Annotated in this window: 17 protein-coding genes; 11 read left to right on the top strand and 6 right to left on the bottom strand. The window is 74.8% G+C overall.

Annotation, left to right across the window (positions count from 1 at the left end):
* The first annotated feature begins 125 nt into the window (after positions 1-125).
* From ABWK59_RS31190 to ABWK59_RS31230, 9 genes are all read left to right on the top strand, one after another.
* Positions 126-848 carry an endonuclease/exonuclease/phosphatase family protein gene (locus ABWK59_RS31190; RefSeq protein WP_354644008.1) on the top strand — a complete coding sequence of 241 codons (723 nt, stop codon included), beginning with the start codon at positions 126-128 and terminating at the stop codon, positions 846-848.
* A 394-nt stretch (positions 849-1,242) separates the two neighbouring features.
* Positions 1,243-1,605, top strand: a complete 363-nt coding sequence (locus ABWK59_RS31195) for a recombinase family protein (RefSeq protein ID WP_354644009.1) — start codon at positions 1,243-1,245, stop codon at positions 1,603-1,605.
* 347 nt (positions 1,606-1,952) lie between these two features.
* A complete protein-coding gene (locus ABWK59_RS31200; RefSeq protein WP_354644010.1) occupies positions 1,953-2,759 on the top strand; it encodes a helical backbone metal receptor in 807 nt (268 codons plus the stop codon).
* A gap of 111 nt (positions 2,760-2,870) precedes the next feature.
* Positions 2,871-3,629: an SMI1/KNR4 family protein gene (locus ABWK59_RS31205; protein WP_354644011.1), complete on the top strand. Its 759-nt coding sequence runs from the start codon at positions 2,871-2,873 to the stop codon at positions 3,627-3,629.
* A 204-nt stretch (positions 3,630-3,833) separates the two neighbouring features.
* The gene (locus tag ABWK59_RS31210) at positions 3,834-4,754 is read left to right on the top strand and encodes a hypothetical protein (RefSeq protein ID WP_354644012.1); all 921 of its coding nucleotides are present in this window, start codon (positions 3,834-3,836) and stop codon (positions 4,752-4,754) included.
* Between the two features lie 20 nt (positions 4,755-4,774).
* Positions 4,775-5,239, top strand: coding sequence for a hydrolase (locus ABWK59_RS31215; RefSeq protein WP_354644013.1), 465 nt, complete (start codon positions 4,775-4,777; stop codon positions 5,237-5,239).
* 293 nt (positions 5,240-5,532) lie between these two features.
* Positions 5,533-5,871, top strand: a complete 339-nt coding sequence (locus ABWK59_RS31220) for a hypothetical protein (protein WP_354644014.1) — start codon at positions 5,533-5,535, stop codon at positions 5,869-5,871.
* Between the two features lie 632 nt (positions 5,872-6,503).
* Positions 6,504-7,244, top strand: coding sequence for a Mut7-C RNAse domain-containing protein (locus tag ABWK59_RS31225; protein ID WP_354644015.1), 741 nt, complete (start codon positions 6,504-6,506; stop codon positions 7,242-7,244).
* A 22-nt stretch (positions 7,245-7,266) separates the two neighbouring features.
* Positions 7,267-7,959 carry an SMI1/KNR4 family protein gene (locus ABWK59_RS31230; RefSeq protein ID WP_354644016.1) on the top strand — a complete coding sequence of 231 codons (693 nt, stop codon included), beginning with the start codon at positions 7,267-7,269 and terminating at the stop codon, positions 7,957-7,959.
* Positions 7,960-7,991: 32 nt separating this feature from the next.
* Here ABWK59_RS31230 and ABWK59_RS31235 read toward each other — a convergent pair whose 3' ends face one another.
* Genes ABWK59_RS31235 through ABWK59_RS31250 form a run of 4 tightly spaced genes read right to left on the bottom strand, consistent with a single transcriptional unit; the run spans position 7,992 to position 11,464 of the window.
* Complete coding sequence (locus tag ABWK59_RS31235; protein ID WP_354645159.1) at positions 7,992-8,240, bottom strand: VOC family protein; 249 nt, start codon at positions 8,238-8,240, stop codon at positions 7,992-7,994.
* Positions 8,241-8,260: 20 nt separating this feature from the next.
* Positions 8,261-9,361, bottom strand: coding sequence for an MGDG synthase family glycosyltransferase (locus ABWK59_RS31240; protein WP_354644017.1), 1,101 nt, complete (start codon positions 9,359-9,361; stop codon positions 8,261-8,263).
* 11 nt (positions 9,362-9,372) lie between these two features.
* On the bottom strand, positions 9,373-10,314 hold the full coding sequence (locus ABWK59_RS31245; protein ID WP_354644018.1) for an NAD-dependent epimerase/dehydratase family protein: 942 nt from the start codon (positions 10,312-10,314) through the stop codon (positions 9,373-9,375).
* A gap of 25 nt (positions 10,315-10,339) precedes the next feature.
* Positions 10,340-11,464 (bottom strand): DegT/DnrJ/EryC1/StrS family aminotransferase, encoded by a 1,125-nt coding sequence (locus ABWK59_RS31250; protein ID WP_354644019.1) that lies wholly within the window; start codon positions 11,462-11,464, stop codon positions 10,340-10,342.
* A 503-nt stretch (positions 11,465-11,967) separates the two neighbouring features.
* On the opposite strand from ABWK59_RS31250, the gene ABWK59_RS31255 reads away from it, so the two are divergent.
* Positions 11,968-13,587, top strand: a complete 1,620-nt coding sequence (locus ABWK59_RS31255; protein ID WP_354644020.1) for a sigma-70 family RNA polymerase sigma factor — start codon at positions 11,968-11,970, stop codon at positions 13,585-13,587.
* 91 nt (positions 13,588-13,678) lie between these two features.
* On the opposite strand, the gene ABWK59_RS31260 is transcribed toward ABWK59_RS31255, so the two are convergent.
* Positions 13,679-14,617, bottom strand: a complete 939-nt coding sequence (locus ABWK59_RS31260; protein WP_354644021.1) for a CAP domain-containing protein — start codon at positions 14,615-14,617, stop codon at positions 13,679-13,681.
* A 119-nt stretch (positions 14,618-14,736) separates the two neighbouring features.
* Here ABWK59_RS31260 and ABWK59_RS31265 point away from each other — a divergent pair, with 119 nt between their 5' ends.
* Positions 14,737-16,956, top strand: a complete 2,220-nt coding sequence (locus ABWK59_RS31265) for an NADP-dependent isocitrate dehydrogenase (protein ID WP_354644022.1) — start codon at positions 14,737-14,739, stop codon at positions 16,954-16,956.
* A 113-nt stretch (positions 16,957-17,069) separates the two neighbouring features.
* Here the strand turns inward: ABWK59_RS31265 and ABWK59_RS31270 are convergent, their stop codons facing one another.
* Positions 17,070-17,477 (bottom strand): RidA family protein, encoded by a 408-nt coding sequence (locus tag ABWK59_RS31270; protein WP_354644023.1) that lies wholly within the window; start codon positions 17,475-17,477, stop codon positions 17,070-17,072.
* Positions 17,478-17,523: the final 46 nt, after the last annotated feature.

Genomic DNA, 17,523 nt, shown 5'->3' on the forward strand with positions numbered 1-17,523 from the left:
GCGGGAGGAGGGTCCCTGACGGGTCGTACGCGGCCTTGTTCGTCCGGTCGGGGCGGCTTCGGGTGGCTTCGGGGTGGTGGCGGTCCGGCGGGTCGGCCGGGTGGCGGGCGCGTAGGATGCGGACCGTGATCACGGTGGCCACGTGGAACGTCCTGCACCGCGTCCACGCCGAGAACTGGGGTGAGGACGTCCCCGCGCACTGGCCGGACGAGGCGGCGCGGATCGCCGCGATCAGCCGGCTGCTGGCCGGCCGGACCGAGCGCGTGATCGCCCTCCAGGAGGTCAGCGGCGACCAACTCACGTCCCTGCGAGACGCGTTGCGCGGCCGGACGGTCCATGCGATGCGCTATCCGCGGACGCCCCGGCCGCGCCACGGGCCGGTCGCGCTCGCCGATCCGGCCGAGTACCTGGTGCTGGCCGTGGACGGGTCGCGGGAGCGGGTCGCGGCCGAGGTCTACCCGGAGGACCCGGGCAAGGGCCTGCTCGCCGTCCGGGTGGAGGGCGTGCTGTGCGTGGCCACCCATGTGAGCTTCGGCGAGCGGCGGGCCGGCCAGCTGGCGCGGCTGGCGGAGGTGGCCGCCGCCCGGCCCGGGGAGCCGGCCCTCCTGCTCGGGGACTTCAACGCCGACCGCGCCACCGTGGCCGCCGGGCTCGGCGCCGGCTTCGCGGTGGCCGACCTCCCGCCCGGCGGGCCGCCCACCCGGGTGCGCGGCGGGGGCGGCAGGGCGCAGTGGATCGACCACGTGGTGGTCCACGGCGCCGAGGTCGCCGGGGCGGCGGTGGAGGAGGTGGCCGGCCTGTCCGACCACAACCTCGTCCACGCCACGGTCACCCCGTTCCCGGCCTGACTCCGGCTTCGGGACCTGAAGGAAATCGGGCGGTGGAGGGGTTCGGTGTGTTGGAGCCGGGACCCCGTACCGGCGGGCGCTGCACGGGCCGGGTGGATGCTCAGAGTGATCATCTTTCCGGGGCCGGCCCGCCCCGAGGCCGGGGAGGGTGCCCCCGGCCGCGGTGTTCCCATGGTTAAAGCCGCTGATCAGACTCCGGATGAGGGCCTCTGCCCTGGAACTGCGGGACGGGTGGGCGAGCCGGCTGTAGCCGTGACGTAACGTAGCGGAGAAGTGCTCGACATTGGGCCGTTACCTGAGTCACTATGGGCGGTGGACGGGTGGATCCGGAGGTCTCCGGAGCCGACCGTCCGTTCAGAATGTGAAAGCAAATGTCTGTCGCGACGGAGCGACCATGTACCCCACTCACCCCAGTCAGGCGGGAGCCGGTTCCGCGGCTCTCTATCTGCGCTGCTATCCCTACGACCACTGGGGGATGACCGCCCACCTCCACGCCCTCGAGGACCACGCCGCCCGTCTCGGCTTCAGCAACCCCCGGCTGTTCCTGGACAACGGCATCTCCTCCCGTGCCGCCGACCGCCCACAGCTGCGGATGCTGCTGTCGCGCGCCGCCACGGGTCAGATCGACACCGTCATCGTCCCCGGCCGGTGGACGTTCTCCCTGGACGACCCCACCGCGGACGCGATCACCAGCTTCCTGCGCAGCGTGGGCACGGACATCATCGAGCTGCCCGGCCGCCGCCGCGCCGCCGCCTGACCCGTCCCCCCGCGCCATCCGCGCGCCCCTGCCCCGGCGGCCCCGACCAGGCCCGCCGACCACGGTCACCCGCGCCGCCCGACCCAGGCGACCCCACCCGCCGAAGCCGCCACCGTGCCGAGCCCACCCCGCCGGCCGAGAGGCGACCGACCGAGCTTCCGCGGCCGCGACCGGCCGCGACCCGTGCCGCCGCCGTCCCCACCCCGGACGCCGCCCGGCGGCCCCCCCGCGTAGCCCCGCGTGCGTGAGGCGACCGACGCCCGCACCGGGGCCGTGGCCTGCCCGGAGCCGGTCGCCGGTGCGCGCGGGGCATCCGGTGCCGCAGCCCGCCTCGGTACGGTGGCCGCATGACCCCACGCCCGGCGGCCCGGACCGCCACCGACGACACCGGCGCGACCGTCCGGACCGGCGCCGTACGCCGCGTGGTCTCCCTGGTGCCCTCGCTCACCGAGGCCGTCGCCGTCACCGCGCCCGGCCTCCTGGTCGGCGCCACCGACTGGTGCACCCACCCGGCCGGCCTGGACGTGCCCCGGATCGGCGGCACCAAGAACCCGGACCGCACCCGGATCGCCGACCTGCGTCCGGACCTGGTGATCGCCAACGAGGAGGAGAACCGGGCCGCCGACCTGGACGCGCTGCGGGCCGCCGGGATCCCCGTCTGGGTCACCGAGGTCCGGACCCTCGACCAGGCGTTCCGCTCCCTGGAACGCCTGCTCACCACCGCCTGCGGCCTGGAACGGCCCGCCTGGCTGGACGACGCCCGCCGCGCCTGGCAGGAGGCGCCGTCCCCGGCCGGACCGCCCCGCGCCGCCGTGGTGCCGATCTGGCGTCGGCCCTGGATGGTGCTCGGCCGCGACACCTTCGCCGGCGACGTCCTGCGGCGGCTCGGCCTCCGGCAGCTGTACGCCGACCACGCCGACCGCTACCCGGCCCTCCCGCTGGACCGGCTCACCGCCGCCGGCGCCGACCTGGTGGTCCTCCCCGACGAGCCCTACCGCTTCACCGCCACCGACGGCCCCGAGGCCTTCCCCGGCCTGCCCGCCGCCCTGCTCAGCGGCCGCCACCTCACCTGGTACGGGCCGTCGCTGGCCGAGGCGCCGACCGTCCTCGCCGCCCAGCTCGCCGCGGCCCTGCCGCCCGCAGCCGCGCACTGAGAGCCGGTCCGGACCTGTAGGCCGGGGCGACCAGACGTCAGGGTGTCGGCGCGGTCGGGTAGCGTCGGCCGCGCATGATCCGGCGCGGGCCGGTGAGGAGACGGGGGAGGCATGGCCGAGGACTTGACGGAGCTGTTGCGGCGGGTGGCCGCCCGGTCCGAGGGGCTGGTCGAGCTGGAACCCGGGCTGTCCGAGGAACGGATGGACGCCTGGCCCGTCCCCGTGCCGCCCGAGCTGCGGGCCCTGTTCCGGGAGACCGCCGGGATGCGGATCGCCGTCAGCCCCGTGGCGGCCAACGGCTACGTGGCCATCGAGCACATCAGCTTCGACCACCCCTACAACTCCGGCGGGTACCACGGCGCCGACGTCTCCTGGTACCAGGACCACGCGGGCGGGCCGGACAGCCACCGCTTCCTGTACACCGACACCGGGGACGGCCACGTCTACGTGGACGTGGACCGCGAATCCGGCGCCTGGGGGCCGGTGTTCGAGTTCTGGGACGCGACCGACACCCAACGGATCGCACCCTCCCTCGACGCCTGGCTGCGCGACCTGGCCGGCCACGTCGAGGCCGCGCTCACCACCGCCGGCACCGAACCCCGCGCCTTCGGCCGGGAGTTCCTCGACCGCTGGCACGACTCCCGCGACCGGCCCACCCGACTGACCCCGGTACCGGTCACGGACGCCCGCGAGAGCACCGACCCGCTGCTCCGCGAGGTCGCCGCCCGCCTCCCCGACACCGCCCGCCTGGTCGACCTCCGGACCACCGAAGGCCTCGCCTTCGTCGACTTCCGCCACCCCGTCACCTGCCGTTACACCCGCCACGCCAACGGCACCATCCTCGCCGCCACCCCCTGGACCGGCGAGTAACCCGCCACGCACCCGGCCAGCCACAAAGGGGCGCGGGGAACTGCGCGACGTGGAAACCCGCGACCGGTTCGCCCGGCTCGCGCAACCACCCCACCCGCCAACCGGCCGTCCCCCTGCACTCGGCCAGCCGCCCGCGTCCCGGAACCCCGCGACAGGTTCGCCCCGAATCCCCCACCCCTCCCCACCTGCCCTAAGGTCCCGCCCATGGAACAGACCGATCTGCCCACCCTCCTGACCCAGCTGGGCGACGACCGCACCCAGGACACCGCCGAATCCGCCCTCCAGGCGCTCGGCCCGTCCGTGGTCCCGCAGTTGCTGGCGATCCGCCGCGACGGCCCCGCCCGCCTGCGCCGCCCCGCCCTCCACGCCCTCACCCACCTGGGCGCCGGCGCGGAGCTGACGGGCCGTGACCGTGCGGCCGTGGAGCGGTTGGTCCGGATCAAGCTGGGACGGGACACCCTCGCCCGCGACGACCGCTTCCTCGACGCCAACTGGCCCGAGATCTGGATAGCCGTCCGCGCCGCACCCGACCTCACCCCGCTCTTCGACGTCCTCGGCCTGCACGACCCGGTCCCGGCGACGCTCGCGATGGGCATGACCGCCCTGGTCGCCGACCGCAGCCACGACACCTACGCGTCCGGCGGGACGTCCGGCCCGACCCGGACCTTCGTCACGCCGGAGATCGACGGCTGGCGGCTGGTCCTCGGCCCGGCGGTGAACGGCCTGATGTACGAGGACCCGGGCCCGCACCGGCTGGAGCGCCTGAGCGAACTCTTCGGCGAGGTGCACTACTACGCCTCCGGCAGCTACGACGAGTGCGACCAGGCGTGGGCGGTGGCCGAGAACGGCCGGCTGGTGCGCCGTTACCACTTCTACGGCGACCCGGTCTGGTCCGGGGATCCGCTGCCCTGGGAGGACGTCCCGCAGGAGGGGGACGACGACTGGCAGTACACCCGGGACACGCCCGGCGCCTCGCTGCAGGACCACGCCCGCGACGTGGCGGAGCTGCGCACGGTGGACCCGGAGACGATCGAGGACGACACTCCGAGGACCGGCCACGGCTGGCTGGCCGTGGACGCACCCGGGGTCGGCCACTGGTCCTTCCCGGGAGCACTGACCATCTGATCTGCTGCGGAGGGCCTCCCTTGAGTACGAACCCCTGGCTGGCCGCCCTCCCCGCCGCGTTCTGGCAGGTGCCGTACGTGGCCTCCCGCTACCCCGGGTCCGGTGCGGTCGTCCGGCGGCCCGGCCTGGCCGAGGGCGCCAACTGCCAGCTGTTCGCGTACGCGGTGCTCGCCCACTTCGGTGTGCGGGCACCGGCGCTGCGCTCCAGCGATCTGTGGGAGGACACGGCGGCGACCGTCCGCGTCACCGGCCCGCTCCGGCCCCTGGACCTGCTGCTGTTCGGCGCCACCGCGGAGGCGTACGGGGCCCACCTCGGCGTCTGGCTCGGCCGGGACGAGATCCTCCACCTCTGCGCCGAATCCGGCCGCCCGGCCGTCTGGCCCCGGGCCGCGTTCGCCGCGCGCGAGCGCTACCGCGTCCTCGTCGGTGCCAAACGCGTGGTCACCCCACCCGACCCGCTCACCTCTGCCCCACCGGCCGGCTGAACCGGCTGAACCGGCTGAACCGCGTCCGGAACGAACCGGCCCCGGCCCGGAACCGACTTCCGGGAGAGTGTCAGGTCCATCATGCCGTATCGGAGGGTCCGCTTCCTAGGACCGAGAGCACGCCCGAACACCCTTGTCGTGGCAGGTCGGTGACCCGCAGACTCGACGGCATCCACCTCCCCGGCCCGCGCCGGAGTCCGTCCCCGGATTCCGGTGCGCACGTCGTGCTGCCCGTCTTCGCGGCCGGCAGGGACCGGCGAGGAGGCAGCACGATCACGAAGGGGGATGTGTCGATGAATCAGGACGCCGTACTGCGGGCGAGGATGCGACTGCTCAGTGTGGACCGGCGGGTCCTGCGCGGTCGCGAGGGGCTGGCGGTCTACCGGTTGCTGACCGAGGTCAGCCCGGCCGTCTACGGGTCGAAGCTGGCCAAGGTCCTGGTCGAGGCCAGCCGGTCGTACGAGGTGCGGGACAAGCCGCAGGCGCGCCGCGCGCTGCTGGAGAAGGCCGTCCGGGTGGCCTCCGCGCTCGACCCCTCGAACCCGTTCCGCGACAAGACGCTCGGCGCGGCTCTGGCCGCGCTGCGGGCCGAAGTCGAAGCCGGGATCGAGGAACCCCCGCCGTCCGCCTGACCGCGGCGAAGGGTGGAGCGGGGGCGGCCGTCCGGGGCCCTCGTTCCACCCGGTCCCGGCCGCCCGCCCCCGCCCGCCCGAGCTGGGCCGAATCGCTTTCCCGTTCGACCTCCGGGGCGTACCGTGCCGGACGGCCGCAGCAGGAGGAGCAGCAGCGCGATCGACAGTCCGGCGCCGGCGAGCGCCACCGGGCGTGGCCCGGGGCCGGAGGCGGCCAGGCCGCCGAAGTCGCCGGCGAACCACAGGGTGAGGGGCTCGGCCGGGGTCAGGACGGTCTGCGCCCCGTCCCCGGCGGTCGCCGCCGCGGTCAGGACGACGGTCATCAGGATCATCGGGACCCCGCCGACCCCGAGCAGCACCAGCCAGGGTGCGCCGGCGAACCCGACCCCGGTGGTCCACCACGCCGCCGCGGTCGCCCCGTACGAGCCCGCCAGGGCGAGCACCCTGAGCGGCCCGAAGCGTGCCGGCCGGGGTCGCTCGGACGGAGGGATGTTCGGCGTACGGTCCGTGGTCTCCACGGGGAGACCGTAGCGGCGAACCGGCAAGGTCTAGACCAATAGCGGGTGGCCGAACGGTGTCCACCGGTCGAAAAGTCCTGGCGGACCCCTCCCGCCGACTGGCATGCTCGCACGGTGGAACGACCCGAGATCACCCTGGACTTCAGCCCCGACCTCCACCTGTTCGTGGCCCAGCCCCGGCGCACCGGCCGCTCGACGGCCCGCACCGACGGGGTGTCCAGCCTCGGGCACGTGGTCGAGTCGCTCGGCGTCCCGCTCACCGAGGTCGGCGAACTGCTGGTCGACGGACGGCCGGTGGCCTTCTCGCACGTGCCCGCCGAGGGCGAGCACGTCGCCGTCCGCGCCGTGACCCGGCCGCAGCCGCTGCCCGGCCCCGCCCGGTTCCTGCTCGACGTCCACCTCGGCACCCTCGCCCGCCGCCTGCGCCTGCTCGGCGTGGACGCCGCGTACGACAGCGTGGACATCGGCGACGCCGCGCTCGCCGCCCGCTCCGCCGCCGAGCAGCGGGTGATGCTCTCCCGCGACCGCGGCCTGCTGCGCCGCCGCGAACTCTGGGCCGGCGGCTACGTCTACAGCCACCGCCCGCCGGAGCAACTGCGGGACGTGCTCTCGCGGTTCGCCCCGCCGCTGGCGCCCTGGACGCGCTGCACCGCCTGCAACGGCGAGCTCCGCGAGGCCGGCAAGGAGTCCCTCCAGGGACGGCTGGCGGCCGGCACCGAGAAGTCCTTCGAGGTGTTCGCCGAATGTACCGCCTGCGCCCAGGTCTACTGGCGCGGCGCCCACCACGCCCGCCTGACGGCCATCGTGGACGAGGCCGTCCGCGACTTCGGCACCGCCAGGCCGGTGACTTCTTAAGAGCCTGGCTACCCTGGCGGGCGTGATCACCGGAGACATCCTGCTCGCCCGCCTTCACGCCCTCGCCGCCCGGGTTCCGTTCGACCCGGGGATCCGCCCGGGCGGCCGGATCCCCGCACCCGGCGGCCGGCCGGCACCCGGCCCGGTGGCGGACCTGGTCGGCCGGGTCGGCGGATTCGCCGTGCCGCCGGTGGAGTTCCTGCTCACCGGCCACCCCCGCCAGGAGTCCGACCACGGCCTGCCCGACCGGCGCTGGGTGGTCTCGGACGACGGCGGAGGCGGCCTGACCTGGGTGGACATCACCACTGACGGCAGCTGGGGCCAGGTCCTGATGCAGTACCGCGAGGGCGGCCTGTACCTCCAGGCCGACTCGCTCGGCTCCTGGCTGGACCGCCTGCTCACCACCGCCGAGCAACTCGCCGACGCGTACGGCCCGGACGAGGACCCTTCCTCGTACGCCGACGACTTCTGGGACGCTCTCCACCCCGACGGCCCCGACCTCCCACTGCACCCCGCCCCCGCCCTGCGGGCCCCCGCCACCGACCCGGTCCTCGCCGAACTGGCCCACCGCGTCCCGGACTCGGCCCTCCTCGCCGACCTCCGTGCCGCCACCCCCGGCAGCCGCGCCCGCTTCGACCGCCACCTCCGCTGGTACCGGCTCGTCCGCGCCACCGACGGCCCGGTCTTCGCCGCCGTCCCCCGCGACCCGGCCTGAGCCCCGCGCGGGCGGTCGCACGGGGGCGCCGTTCAGTCGCGACCCTGCCAGGTGGTCACACAGGCCTCGTTGCCTTCCGCGTCGGCGAGGATCCAGAACGCCGGCGCCCGGCGCTCCGACACCAGCCGGCCCCCGGCGGCCAGGGCGGCGTCGATCCGGCCGGCGGCCTCGTCGTGCGGGACGCACAGGTCGAGGTGGATGCGGTTGCGCTGCGGGCGCGGCCGGTCCATCCGCTGGAACCCGGGCATGGTCCCAGAGACGGAACGCCGGACACCCCTGATGCACGGAAGCCGACGCCCGGTCACCCGGTGCCGGCGTCCGCCAGCCCCACCCGGCGGAGCGCCTCCGCGAAGCCGGTCCGCCACCCGTCCGGGGTGGCGCCGGGCGAGGGCGCGGGGGAGGGCCGTTCCAGCGCGGCGAGCGCGGCCCGGACCACTTCCTCCGGCCGGGCCGAGGTGACGTCGGCGTGTCCGAGTTCCAGTTCGTGCTGCAGGTTGTCCCGCCCGTGCCCCTGCACGACGTCGAGCAGCAGCAGCCGCCGCCCGATCGCCCGGGCCTCGCTGCAGGTGTCCCCGGAGCTGGTCACCACCAGGTCGGCGGCCGCCATCAGGGCCGGGATCCGGTCGGTGTACCCGTACGGGTGGACCCGCGGCCGGTGCCGGGCCACCTCGCGCAGCCGCCGCTCCAGCACCCTGTTGCTGCCGGCGACGGCGAGGACGTGCGGCCCGGCGTCGGCCAGCCGCTCGGCGGTCCGGGCGATCGGCCCGAGCCCCCAGGACCCGGACATCAGCAGCACACAGCGGCCGTCCGCCGGGACGCCCAGCTCGGCCCGGGCCTCCGCCCGGGTCGGCGGGCGGTAGAAGGGGGCCCGCAGAGGGGCGGGCAGGACGGCCACCGGGGCCCGCGGCCGGTAGCGCCGCACCGCGCAGGCGGCCACCTCGGAGGTGACCAGGAACAGGTCGGTGCCCTCCTGGACCCAGAGCCGGTGCGGGGTGACGTCGGTGCACAGCACCAGGTGCCGCAGGCCCGGCAGCCGCCCGCGCAGCCGGTTGACCGCGCTGGTGGCGGTGGCGAACACCGAGACCACCAGCTCCGGCCGGTGCTGGTCGAGCAGCCGTCGCAGGTGCGGCACCAGCCGGGAGCGGGCGGCGGCGTCGGCGGCCAGCGCGATCCGGCTGCCGGGGCGCAGCGCGGAGAAGTGGAAGGCGTCGTAGACGCCCGGCAGGTCGAGCATCCGGCGGAACACCGCCTCGCCGGCCGCCCCGGAGCGCCGGCCGAGCAGCGCCATGGCGTCCACCGTGTCGGTGGTCCAGCCGCGGTCCCGGAGCGAGTCGGCGCAGGCCAGGGCCATCACGTCGTGGCCCTGGCCGATGGATCCGGAGACCAGCAGCGCGTGCGGCACCCGGCCTCCCGTCAGCGGGTCGCGCCGGGGTTGCCGGCGCGGTACCAGTCGGCGTACCGGCCGACGCCGTCGGTGAAGGTGGTCTTCGGCGACCAGCCGAGCAGCCGCTTGGCCTGGGCGGCGGAGATCCGCCGGCCGGTGTAGTCGGCGGTGCGGGCCTCGATGTGCTCGATGGTGACCGGGCCGAGCAGGCGGTCCACGGTGTCGGCGATGTCGCGGACCGAGATGGCGGTGGACCCCTCCAGGGCGAAGGTCTGGTCCTGGGCGGCGGGGGAGAGCGCCCGGACGTGCGCGTCGGCGAGGTCCTCCACGTAGACGAAGTTGCGGGTCTGCCGCCCGTCGCCGGCGATGGTGATCGGGGTGCCGGCCAGGGCCGCCTGCACGAACCGGGCGATCACCAGCTCGTCGCGCATCCGCGGTCCGTACGGGATGCCGTAGCGCAGCACGGTGAAGTGCTGCCCGTACAGGTCGCGGTAGCTGTGCACGAGCATCTCGGCGGCGAGCTTGCTGGCCACGTAGAGGTGGCCGCTGCGGTCCAGGTCGACGGGGGCGTGCTCGTCGAGTTCCTGCTCCTCGCCGTCGAGCCCGGGTTCGGAGCGGGCGGCGCCGTAGACCCAGACGGTGCTGGCCAGGACGGTGCGGCTGAGGCCGCTGCGGCGGGCGGCCTCCAGGACGGTCGCGGTGCCGTCGACGTTCATCCGGACGGCCCGGACCGGGTCCGCGGTGACCTGCTCCACGTCGGCCATGGCGGCGAGGTGGAAGACCACCTCGCTGCCGCCCAGCGCCCGGGTGAGCCCGGGCAGGTCGAGGATGTCGAGACGGGCGAACTCGGCGCCCGGGTTGAGGTGGGTGTCGGCGGAGTCGACGGCGAGCACCTCGTGGCCGGCGGCCAGCAGCCGGTCCACGACGTGCGAGCCGATGAATCCGCACCCACCGGTGACGGCTACGCGCACTGTGCCACTCCTGTCTCCGGCCGGGTCATCCGGCGAGTCGGCGGTGGACGGCCGCCACGGCCTCGATCACCTGGTCGGTCTCGTCCTCGGTCATGTCCGAGTGGACCGGCAGGCAGATCTGGCGGGCGCAGACGTCCTCGGCCACCGGCAGCGGGCCGCCGCGGTGGTCGGCGAACACGGGCTGGTGGTGCAGCGGCAGGTCGTACACCTCGCCGGAGAGGCGGACGCCGTGGTCCTCGGCGAGGGCCTGCTTGAACCGGGCGCGGTCGACGCCGTGCGGCAGCAGGGCGACGTACTTGTAGTAGTTGCCGCGGCAGCCGGCCGGTTCGGTGATCGGCTCGATGCCGGCCAGGTCGGCGAGGGCGGCGTCGTAGCGCCGGGCGACCCGGCGGCGGGTCTCGACGAACTCCTTGAGCCGGCGCAGGTGGACCGTGCCGACGGCCGCGTTGAGCTCGCTCATCCGCCAGGAGGCGCCCTCGCGAACGTGGTGGTTGGCGGTGAAGGCGCCCTTGCCCTGGTCGCGGTAGATCCGGGCCTCGTCGCGCAGCTCGGCGGACTCGGTGATGATCATCCCGCCCTCGCCGCTGGTGGTGACCTTGGTCGGGTAGAACGAGAAGGCCCCGGCCAGGCCGAAGGTGCCGGCCGGGCGGCCCTGGAAGCTGCTGCCGTGGGCGTGCGCGGCGTCCTCGACCAGCGGGATGCCGCGCTCGTCGCAGATCGCGCGCAGGGCGTCCACGTCCGGGGTGATCAGGCCGCCGATGTGGACCAGGACGACCGCCGCGGTGTCCGGGGTGAGGGCCGCCCGGAGGGTGTCGGGGCCGAGGGCGAGGGTCGCCGGGTCGACGTCGGCCAGCACGGGCCGGCCGCCGGCGTGCAGCACGGCACCGGCCGTGGCGTAGAAGGTGACGGCCGGGACGACCACGTCGCGGCCGCGGACCCCGACGGTGCGCAGGATCACCTCCAGGGCGGCGGTGCCGCTGGCGAGGGCGACGGCGTGCGAGGCGCCGTGCTCGGTGGCGAAGGCGTTCTCGAACCGCTGCGTCCACGGGCCGAGGGTGAGCGCGCCGGTGGAGAGGATCTCCGTCACCGCGTCGGCGACTGCCGCGCGATCGTTCTCGTCGAACACGATCCGGGCCGCGGGAACCACCACGTGGCACCTCCAGCATTGGGGCGGACTGGTACATCTCCGATTAATGACAGATATAGGGCGAATCAGGCACATCAGGCTACTGCGACCGCTGGAAAGCGGCGTGGAAACGTCAGGAGTCATTGACACCGTGTCGGATCGGCTCTACCTTCCGCCGCCCCGGCCGCGCCTGGGGCCACACCGGGGGCGCGGGTGTAGCGGCGGCGTCACGGCCGGTGGAACCGCAGGGCCCGGTACGGACCGCCAGGTCAGGCCACTGGCGCCGGCGCCCCTTCGTACGGCAGAGTCTGCGCGGGCTGATGTCGGCGGCGTGCGGCCGTACGATCCTCGGTCGCCCGTGCGACCCCGTGGCGGCGGCCGGATCGGGCCGGCGGCACGGTGGTGCGCACCGTGCCGGGGACACCGCGGCAACAGCCCCCGGAAGTCTCGTCGAGTTCCTGTAATCGGGGCCGTCTCGGCGGATCTCCTACCCGACAGGTACACACGCACGGCAGACCGGGCAGGGTATGCACGACAGCAACGACATAGCGATGACGGACCTCGTCCGCGCGGCGCGGGACGGTGACGGGCGGGCGCGCGAGCAGCTCGTCGCCGAGCACATGCCGCTGGTCTACAACGTCGTCGGCCGCGCCCTGGACGGGCACGCCGATGTGGACGACGTGGTCCAGGAGACCATGTTCCGCGCCCTCGACGGCCTCGCCGGGCTGCGCGAGCCGTCCAGTTTCCGGTCCTGGCTGATCGCCATCGCGATGAACCAGATACGCCGCCGCTGGACCGCCCGCCAGCAGGGCCCGATCCCCGAGCTGGACCGTCTCAGCGCGCTCCCGGACCCGGGCGGCGACTTCACCGGGCTCACCATCCTCCGGCTAGGGCTCTCCGGCCAGCGCCGTGAGGTGGCCGAGGCCACCCGCTGGCTCGACGACAACGACCGCGAACTGCTCTCCCTCTGGTGGCAGGAGGCCGCCGGCCACCTGGACCGCGCCGAGCTGGCCGAATCCCTCGGCGTCACCCCCCAGCACGCCGCGGTCCGGGTCCAGCGGATGAAGGGCCAGCTGGAGATCGGCCGGGTGACTGTCCGGGTGCTCGCCGCCCGGCCGCGCTGCCACGAGCTGGAGGACCTGCTCGCGCCCTGGGACGGGAGGCCGGCGCCACTGTGGCGCAAGCGGATCAACCGGCACGTCCGCGCCTGCACCCGCTGCTCCCGGCAGGGCCTGGACCTGGTGCCCGCCGAGGGACTGCTGGCCGGCATGGCCCTGGTCGTCCCGATCAACGGGTTCCCGGCCCTCCCCGGCCTCGGTTCGGCGCTGCTCCCGAACGCCACCGCGCCGGCCGGACCGGGCACCCTGCCCGCCGGTCCGGACGCCGCCTCGCACGGCGCGTCCGCCGGATCCGGGGCCCCGCCCGCAGGGCCGGACGCCGGCTCCGCCGCCCAGGGCGCCGCCGGCCCCGGCACGCCCCCGCCCGGCGCCGAACAGGCCGCGGCCGGCGGTCACACCACGGCCGCGGTCGGGACCAAGGTCGCCGCCACCGCCGGCGGCGTGGTCTCCCTCAGCGTGCTCGCGGTCCTGGTCTGGCCCGCCCCGCAGCCGCCCGCCGTCCAGCCGCCGCCGGCCGCGCCGACCGTCGCCGCCGCCCCGACCGTCGTCTCCCTCCCGGAGGAGACCCCCAGCCCCACCCCGACCCCGGAGGCCACGCCCAGCCCGGCCCCGGCCACCAGCTCGGCCGCACCCTCCACCAGCGCCCCGGGACCGGACCGGGTGCTGATCGACCTGATCAACGAGCGGCGCGCCAAGGCCGGCTGCCCCGCGCTGAAGATCGACAACCGGCTGACCACGGCGGCCCGCAAGCACGCCCAGGACATGGCGGCCCGCAACTACTTCGACCACGCCAGCCCCGAGGGCAAGCACGCCGACGACCGGATCACCGCCGCCGGCTACGAGTGGGGCATGTGGGGCGAGAACCTCGACCGCGGGCCCACCGACCCCAAGACCGTGGTCAACGACTGGACGGACGGCGCGATCCACCAGCAGATCATGCTCGACTGCCGCTACAAGGACGCCGGCGCCGCCTCCGTCCCCAGCCCCCGCGGCACCCTCTGGGTGCTGGACCTCGCCCGTACCCGCTGAGGGGCCGCCCCGGGGGGCGCGGGGACCCGCGCGACGACGGAGGCGGCCGCCTCCCGCGCACCCTCCCCGCGCCCCCCACGCGGCGCCCGCCTCAGCGCGGGCTGCCGAAGTTCTGCACCCACCACGGCCCATTCGCGCTCATGTTCACGCCCACGCCCAGGTGCTTGTACGCGCAGTTGAGGATGTTCTCCCGGTGCGCCGGGCTGTTCATCCAGTCGCGGACGGCGGCGGCCGCGTCCCGCGGGCTGCGGTGGATGTTCTCGCCCCAGGCGCCCACCGGGTAGCCGGCCGCCCGCATCCGGTCGTCGGCGTGCCTGCCCTCGGGGCTGGAGTGCTCGTAGTAGTTGCGGGCGGCCATGTCGTCGGCGTGGCCCTGGGCCGCGGCCTGCAGCCGGCTGTCCGCCTGCAGCGGCCCGCAGCCGGCCTTCGCCCGCTCGGCGTTGGTCAGGTCGACCACCTGCCGGGCGAACTCGGCGGCGGTCCCGACGGCCGGCCCGCCGGGCTTGGGGGCGTCGGCCGTGGGCGCGGCGGCCGGCTTGGTCGGGACGGACCTGGCCGGCGCGGACGGTGCCGGGGCCGCGGTGGTCGGCGCGGCGGCGGTGGGGGAGACGGCGGCGGTCGGGGCGGCCGAGGCGGTGTCGGCCGGGGCGGCGGTGGCCGCCGAGGGCGAGGCGCCAGCCGTGGGCGCGGCGGGGTCCGCGGTGGTGGGGCCGGTGGGCAGCGCGGGCGCGGAGGCCCCGGCGGCGACCGGCGCGGCGACGGTGCCGTCCGGGCCGGTGAGCAGGTAGGCCCCGAGCCCGATCGCGGTGACCGCCGCCGCGCCGGATATCACCAGGCCGGCGCCCAGCCGCCCGCCCGCGGACCGGCCGCGGCCGTGCCGCCCGCCCGCGGCGCGCCGCCCGCGCCGCCGTCCCTCCGGCGCCCCGGCGGGGTGGTCCTCCACCACCGGGGGCAGGAGGTGGGTGGGCTGGTCGTCCTCGGGAAACATCTGTGCTCCGCTGTCCTCGTATGCGGCCGGTCGGTCCGGCATCTGGGAGAGCGTTCGGGTGAGGCGCTGATAACAGCTCCCGGCGAGGAATTTCCCGGAGGAGTGATCACGAGATATCTTGATATCAAGACGTTGGAGACGCGACGCGACTCGGAGTACCGGTGACTGATTCGACCATCATCTACACGCACACTGACGAGGCCCCGGCCCTGGCCACCTACTCGTTCCTGCCGGTGGTCCAGGCTTACGCCTCGACGGCCGGTGTGACCGTGGAGACCCGCGACATCTCGCTGGCGGGCCGCATCATCGCCAGCTTCCCGGAGCGGCTGGAGGAGGCCCAGCGCATCGAGGACGCCCTCGCCGAGCTCGGCGAGCTGGCCAAGACCCCGGGCGCGAACATCATCAAGCTCCCGAACATCTCGGCCTCCATCCCGCAGCTCAAGGCCGCGGTCGCCGAGCTGCAGGCCCAGGGCTACGCGCTGCCGGACTACCCGGACGACCCGAAGTCGGACGAGGAGCGCGAGATCCGCGCCCGCTACGACAAGGTCAAGGGCAGCGCCGTCAACCCGGTCCTGCGCGAGGGCAACTCGGACCGCCGGGCCCCCGCCTCGGTCAAGAACTACGCCAAGGCCCACCCGCACCGCATGGGCGCCTGGACGGCCGACTCCAAGACGAACGTGGCCACCATGGGCGTCGACGACTTCCGCTCCACCGAGAAGTCCGCGGTCATCGCCGAGAGCGGCAAGCTCCGCATCGAGCTGCACGGCGACGACGGCACCACCACCGTGCTGCGCGAGTCCGTTCCGGTCCTGGCCGACGAGGTCGTCGACGCCTCCGTGATGCGCGTCGCCGCGCTGCGCGAGTTCCTGGCCGCCCAGGTCGCCCGCGCCAAGGCCGAGGGCGTGCTGTTCTCGGTGCACCTCAAGGCCACCATGATGAAGGTCTCCGACCCGATCGTGTTCGGCCACGTCGTGCGCGCCTTCTTCCCGGACACCTTCGCCACCTACGGCGCCGACCTCGCCGCGGCCGGCCTGAGCCCGAACGACGGCCTCGGCGGCATCTTCAAGGGCCTGGAGTCGCTGCCCAACGGCGCCGAGATCAAGGCCTCGTTCGACGCCGAGATCGCTGCCGGCCCCGCCCTGGCGATGGTCGACTCCGACCGCGGCATCACCAACCTGCACGTGCCGAGCGACGTCATCGTCGACGCCTCCATGCCGGCCATGATCCGCACCTCCGGCCACATGTGGGGCCCGGACGGCCAGGAGGCCGACACGCTCGCCGTCCTCCCGGACAGCAGCTACGCCGGCGTGTACCAGGCCGTCATCGACGACTGCCGCGCCCACGGCGCCCTCGACCCGGCCACCATCGGCACCGTGCCGAACGTCGGCCTGATGGCGCAGAAGGCGGAGGAGTACGGCAGCCACGACAAGACCTTCGAGATCCCCACCACCGGTACGGTCCGCGTCGTCGACGCCTCCGGTGCCGTGGTGCTGGAGCAGGTCGTCGGCGCCGGTGACATCTTCCGCATGTGCCAGACCAAGGACGCGCCGATCCAGGACTGGGTCAAGCTGGCCGTCAGCCGCGCCCGCGCCACCGGCGACCCGGCCGTGTTCTGGCTGGACGAGGGCCGCGCGCACGACGCCGTCCTGATCGAGAAGGTCAAGGCGTACCTGCCGCAGCACGACACCGAGGGCCTGCAGATCGAGATCAAGTCGCCGGTCGAGGCGACGAAGTTCTCCCTGGAGCGCATCCGCCGCGGCGAGAACGCCATCTCGGTCACCGGCAACGTGCTGCGCGACTACCTGACCGACCTGTTCCCCATCCTGGAGCTGGGCACCAGCGCCAAGATGCTGTCGGTCGTCCCGCTGATGAACGGCGGCGGCCTGTTCGAGACCGGTGCCGGCGGCTCCGCGCCGAAGCACGTCCAGCAGCTGGTCAAGGAGAACTACCTGCGCTGGGACAGCCTCGGCGAGTTCCTCGCCCTGGCCGTCAGCTTCGAGCACCTCGCCCAGACCACCGGCAACGCCCGGGCCCAGGTGCTGGCCGACACCCTCGACCGCGCCACCGGCACCTTCCTCAACGAGGACAAGTCGCCGAGCCGTCGCCTCGGCGGCATCGACAACCGCGGCAGCCACTTCTACCTGGCCATGTACTGGGCCCAGGAGCTGGCCGCGCAGAGCGACGACGCCCAGCTCGCCGCGGCCTTCGCGCCGCTCGCCGAGACCCTGACCCAGCAGGAGCAGGCCATCGTCGACGAGCTGATCTCCGTCCAGGGCTCGCCGGCCGAGATCGGCGGCTACTACCAGCCCGACGCGGCCAAGGCCGCCGCGGTGATGCGCCCCTCGAAGACCTTCAACGAGGCCATCGCCACCCTGGGCTGAGCCCCCCGGTCCGCCGCTCCCCGCGGGGAGTGACGAAGGCCCCCGGCCCGGCTGCCGCACGGCGGTCCGGACCGGGGGCCTTCCCGTACCCGTACCCGTCGCCGGGCCGGGGCTCAGTCCTGGACGAGGGCGAGCGCCTCGACCTCCAGCAGCACGTCGGGCCGGAACAGCGCGGCCACCTGGACGGCACTGCTGGCCGGCAGCCGCGCCGGGTCCACGTACGCGTCGCGGGCCCGGCGGACGGCGGGCAGGTGGGCGATGTCGGTGACGAAGTACGTCAGCTTGATCACGTCCGCGAAGCCCGCGCCGGCCGCGGCCAGGCAGCGCCGGAGGTTCTCGAACACCTGCCGGGCCTGGGCGGCCGGATCGCCCGGGCCGACCAGCTCGCCGTTCCCGTCCAGGGCCACCTGCCCGGAGACCGCCACCATGCGGCCGGTGCCGGTGACCACATGGGTGTAGCCGGTGGCGGGGGCGACCCCGTCCGGGGTCGGGAGGTGCGTCAGATGCGTGGTGTCGTCCATACCGGCATCCTCACCGCCGGGTGGGCCCGGCGCCAAGCGGATATCC

The organism is Kitasatospora sp. HUAS MG31 (assembly GCF_040571325.1).
GTDB lineage: Bacteria > Actinomycetota > Actinomycetes > Streptomycetales > Streptomycetaceae > Kitasatospora > Kitasatospora camelliae.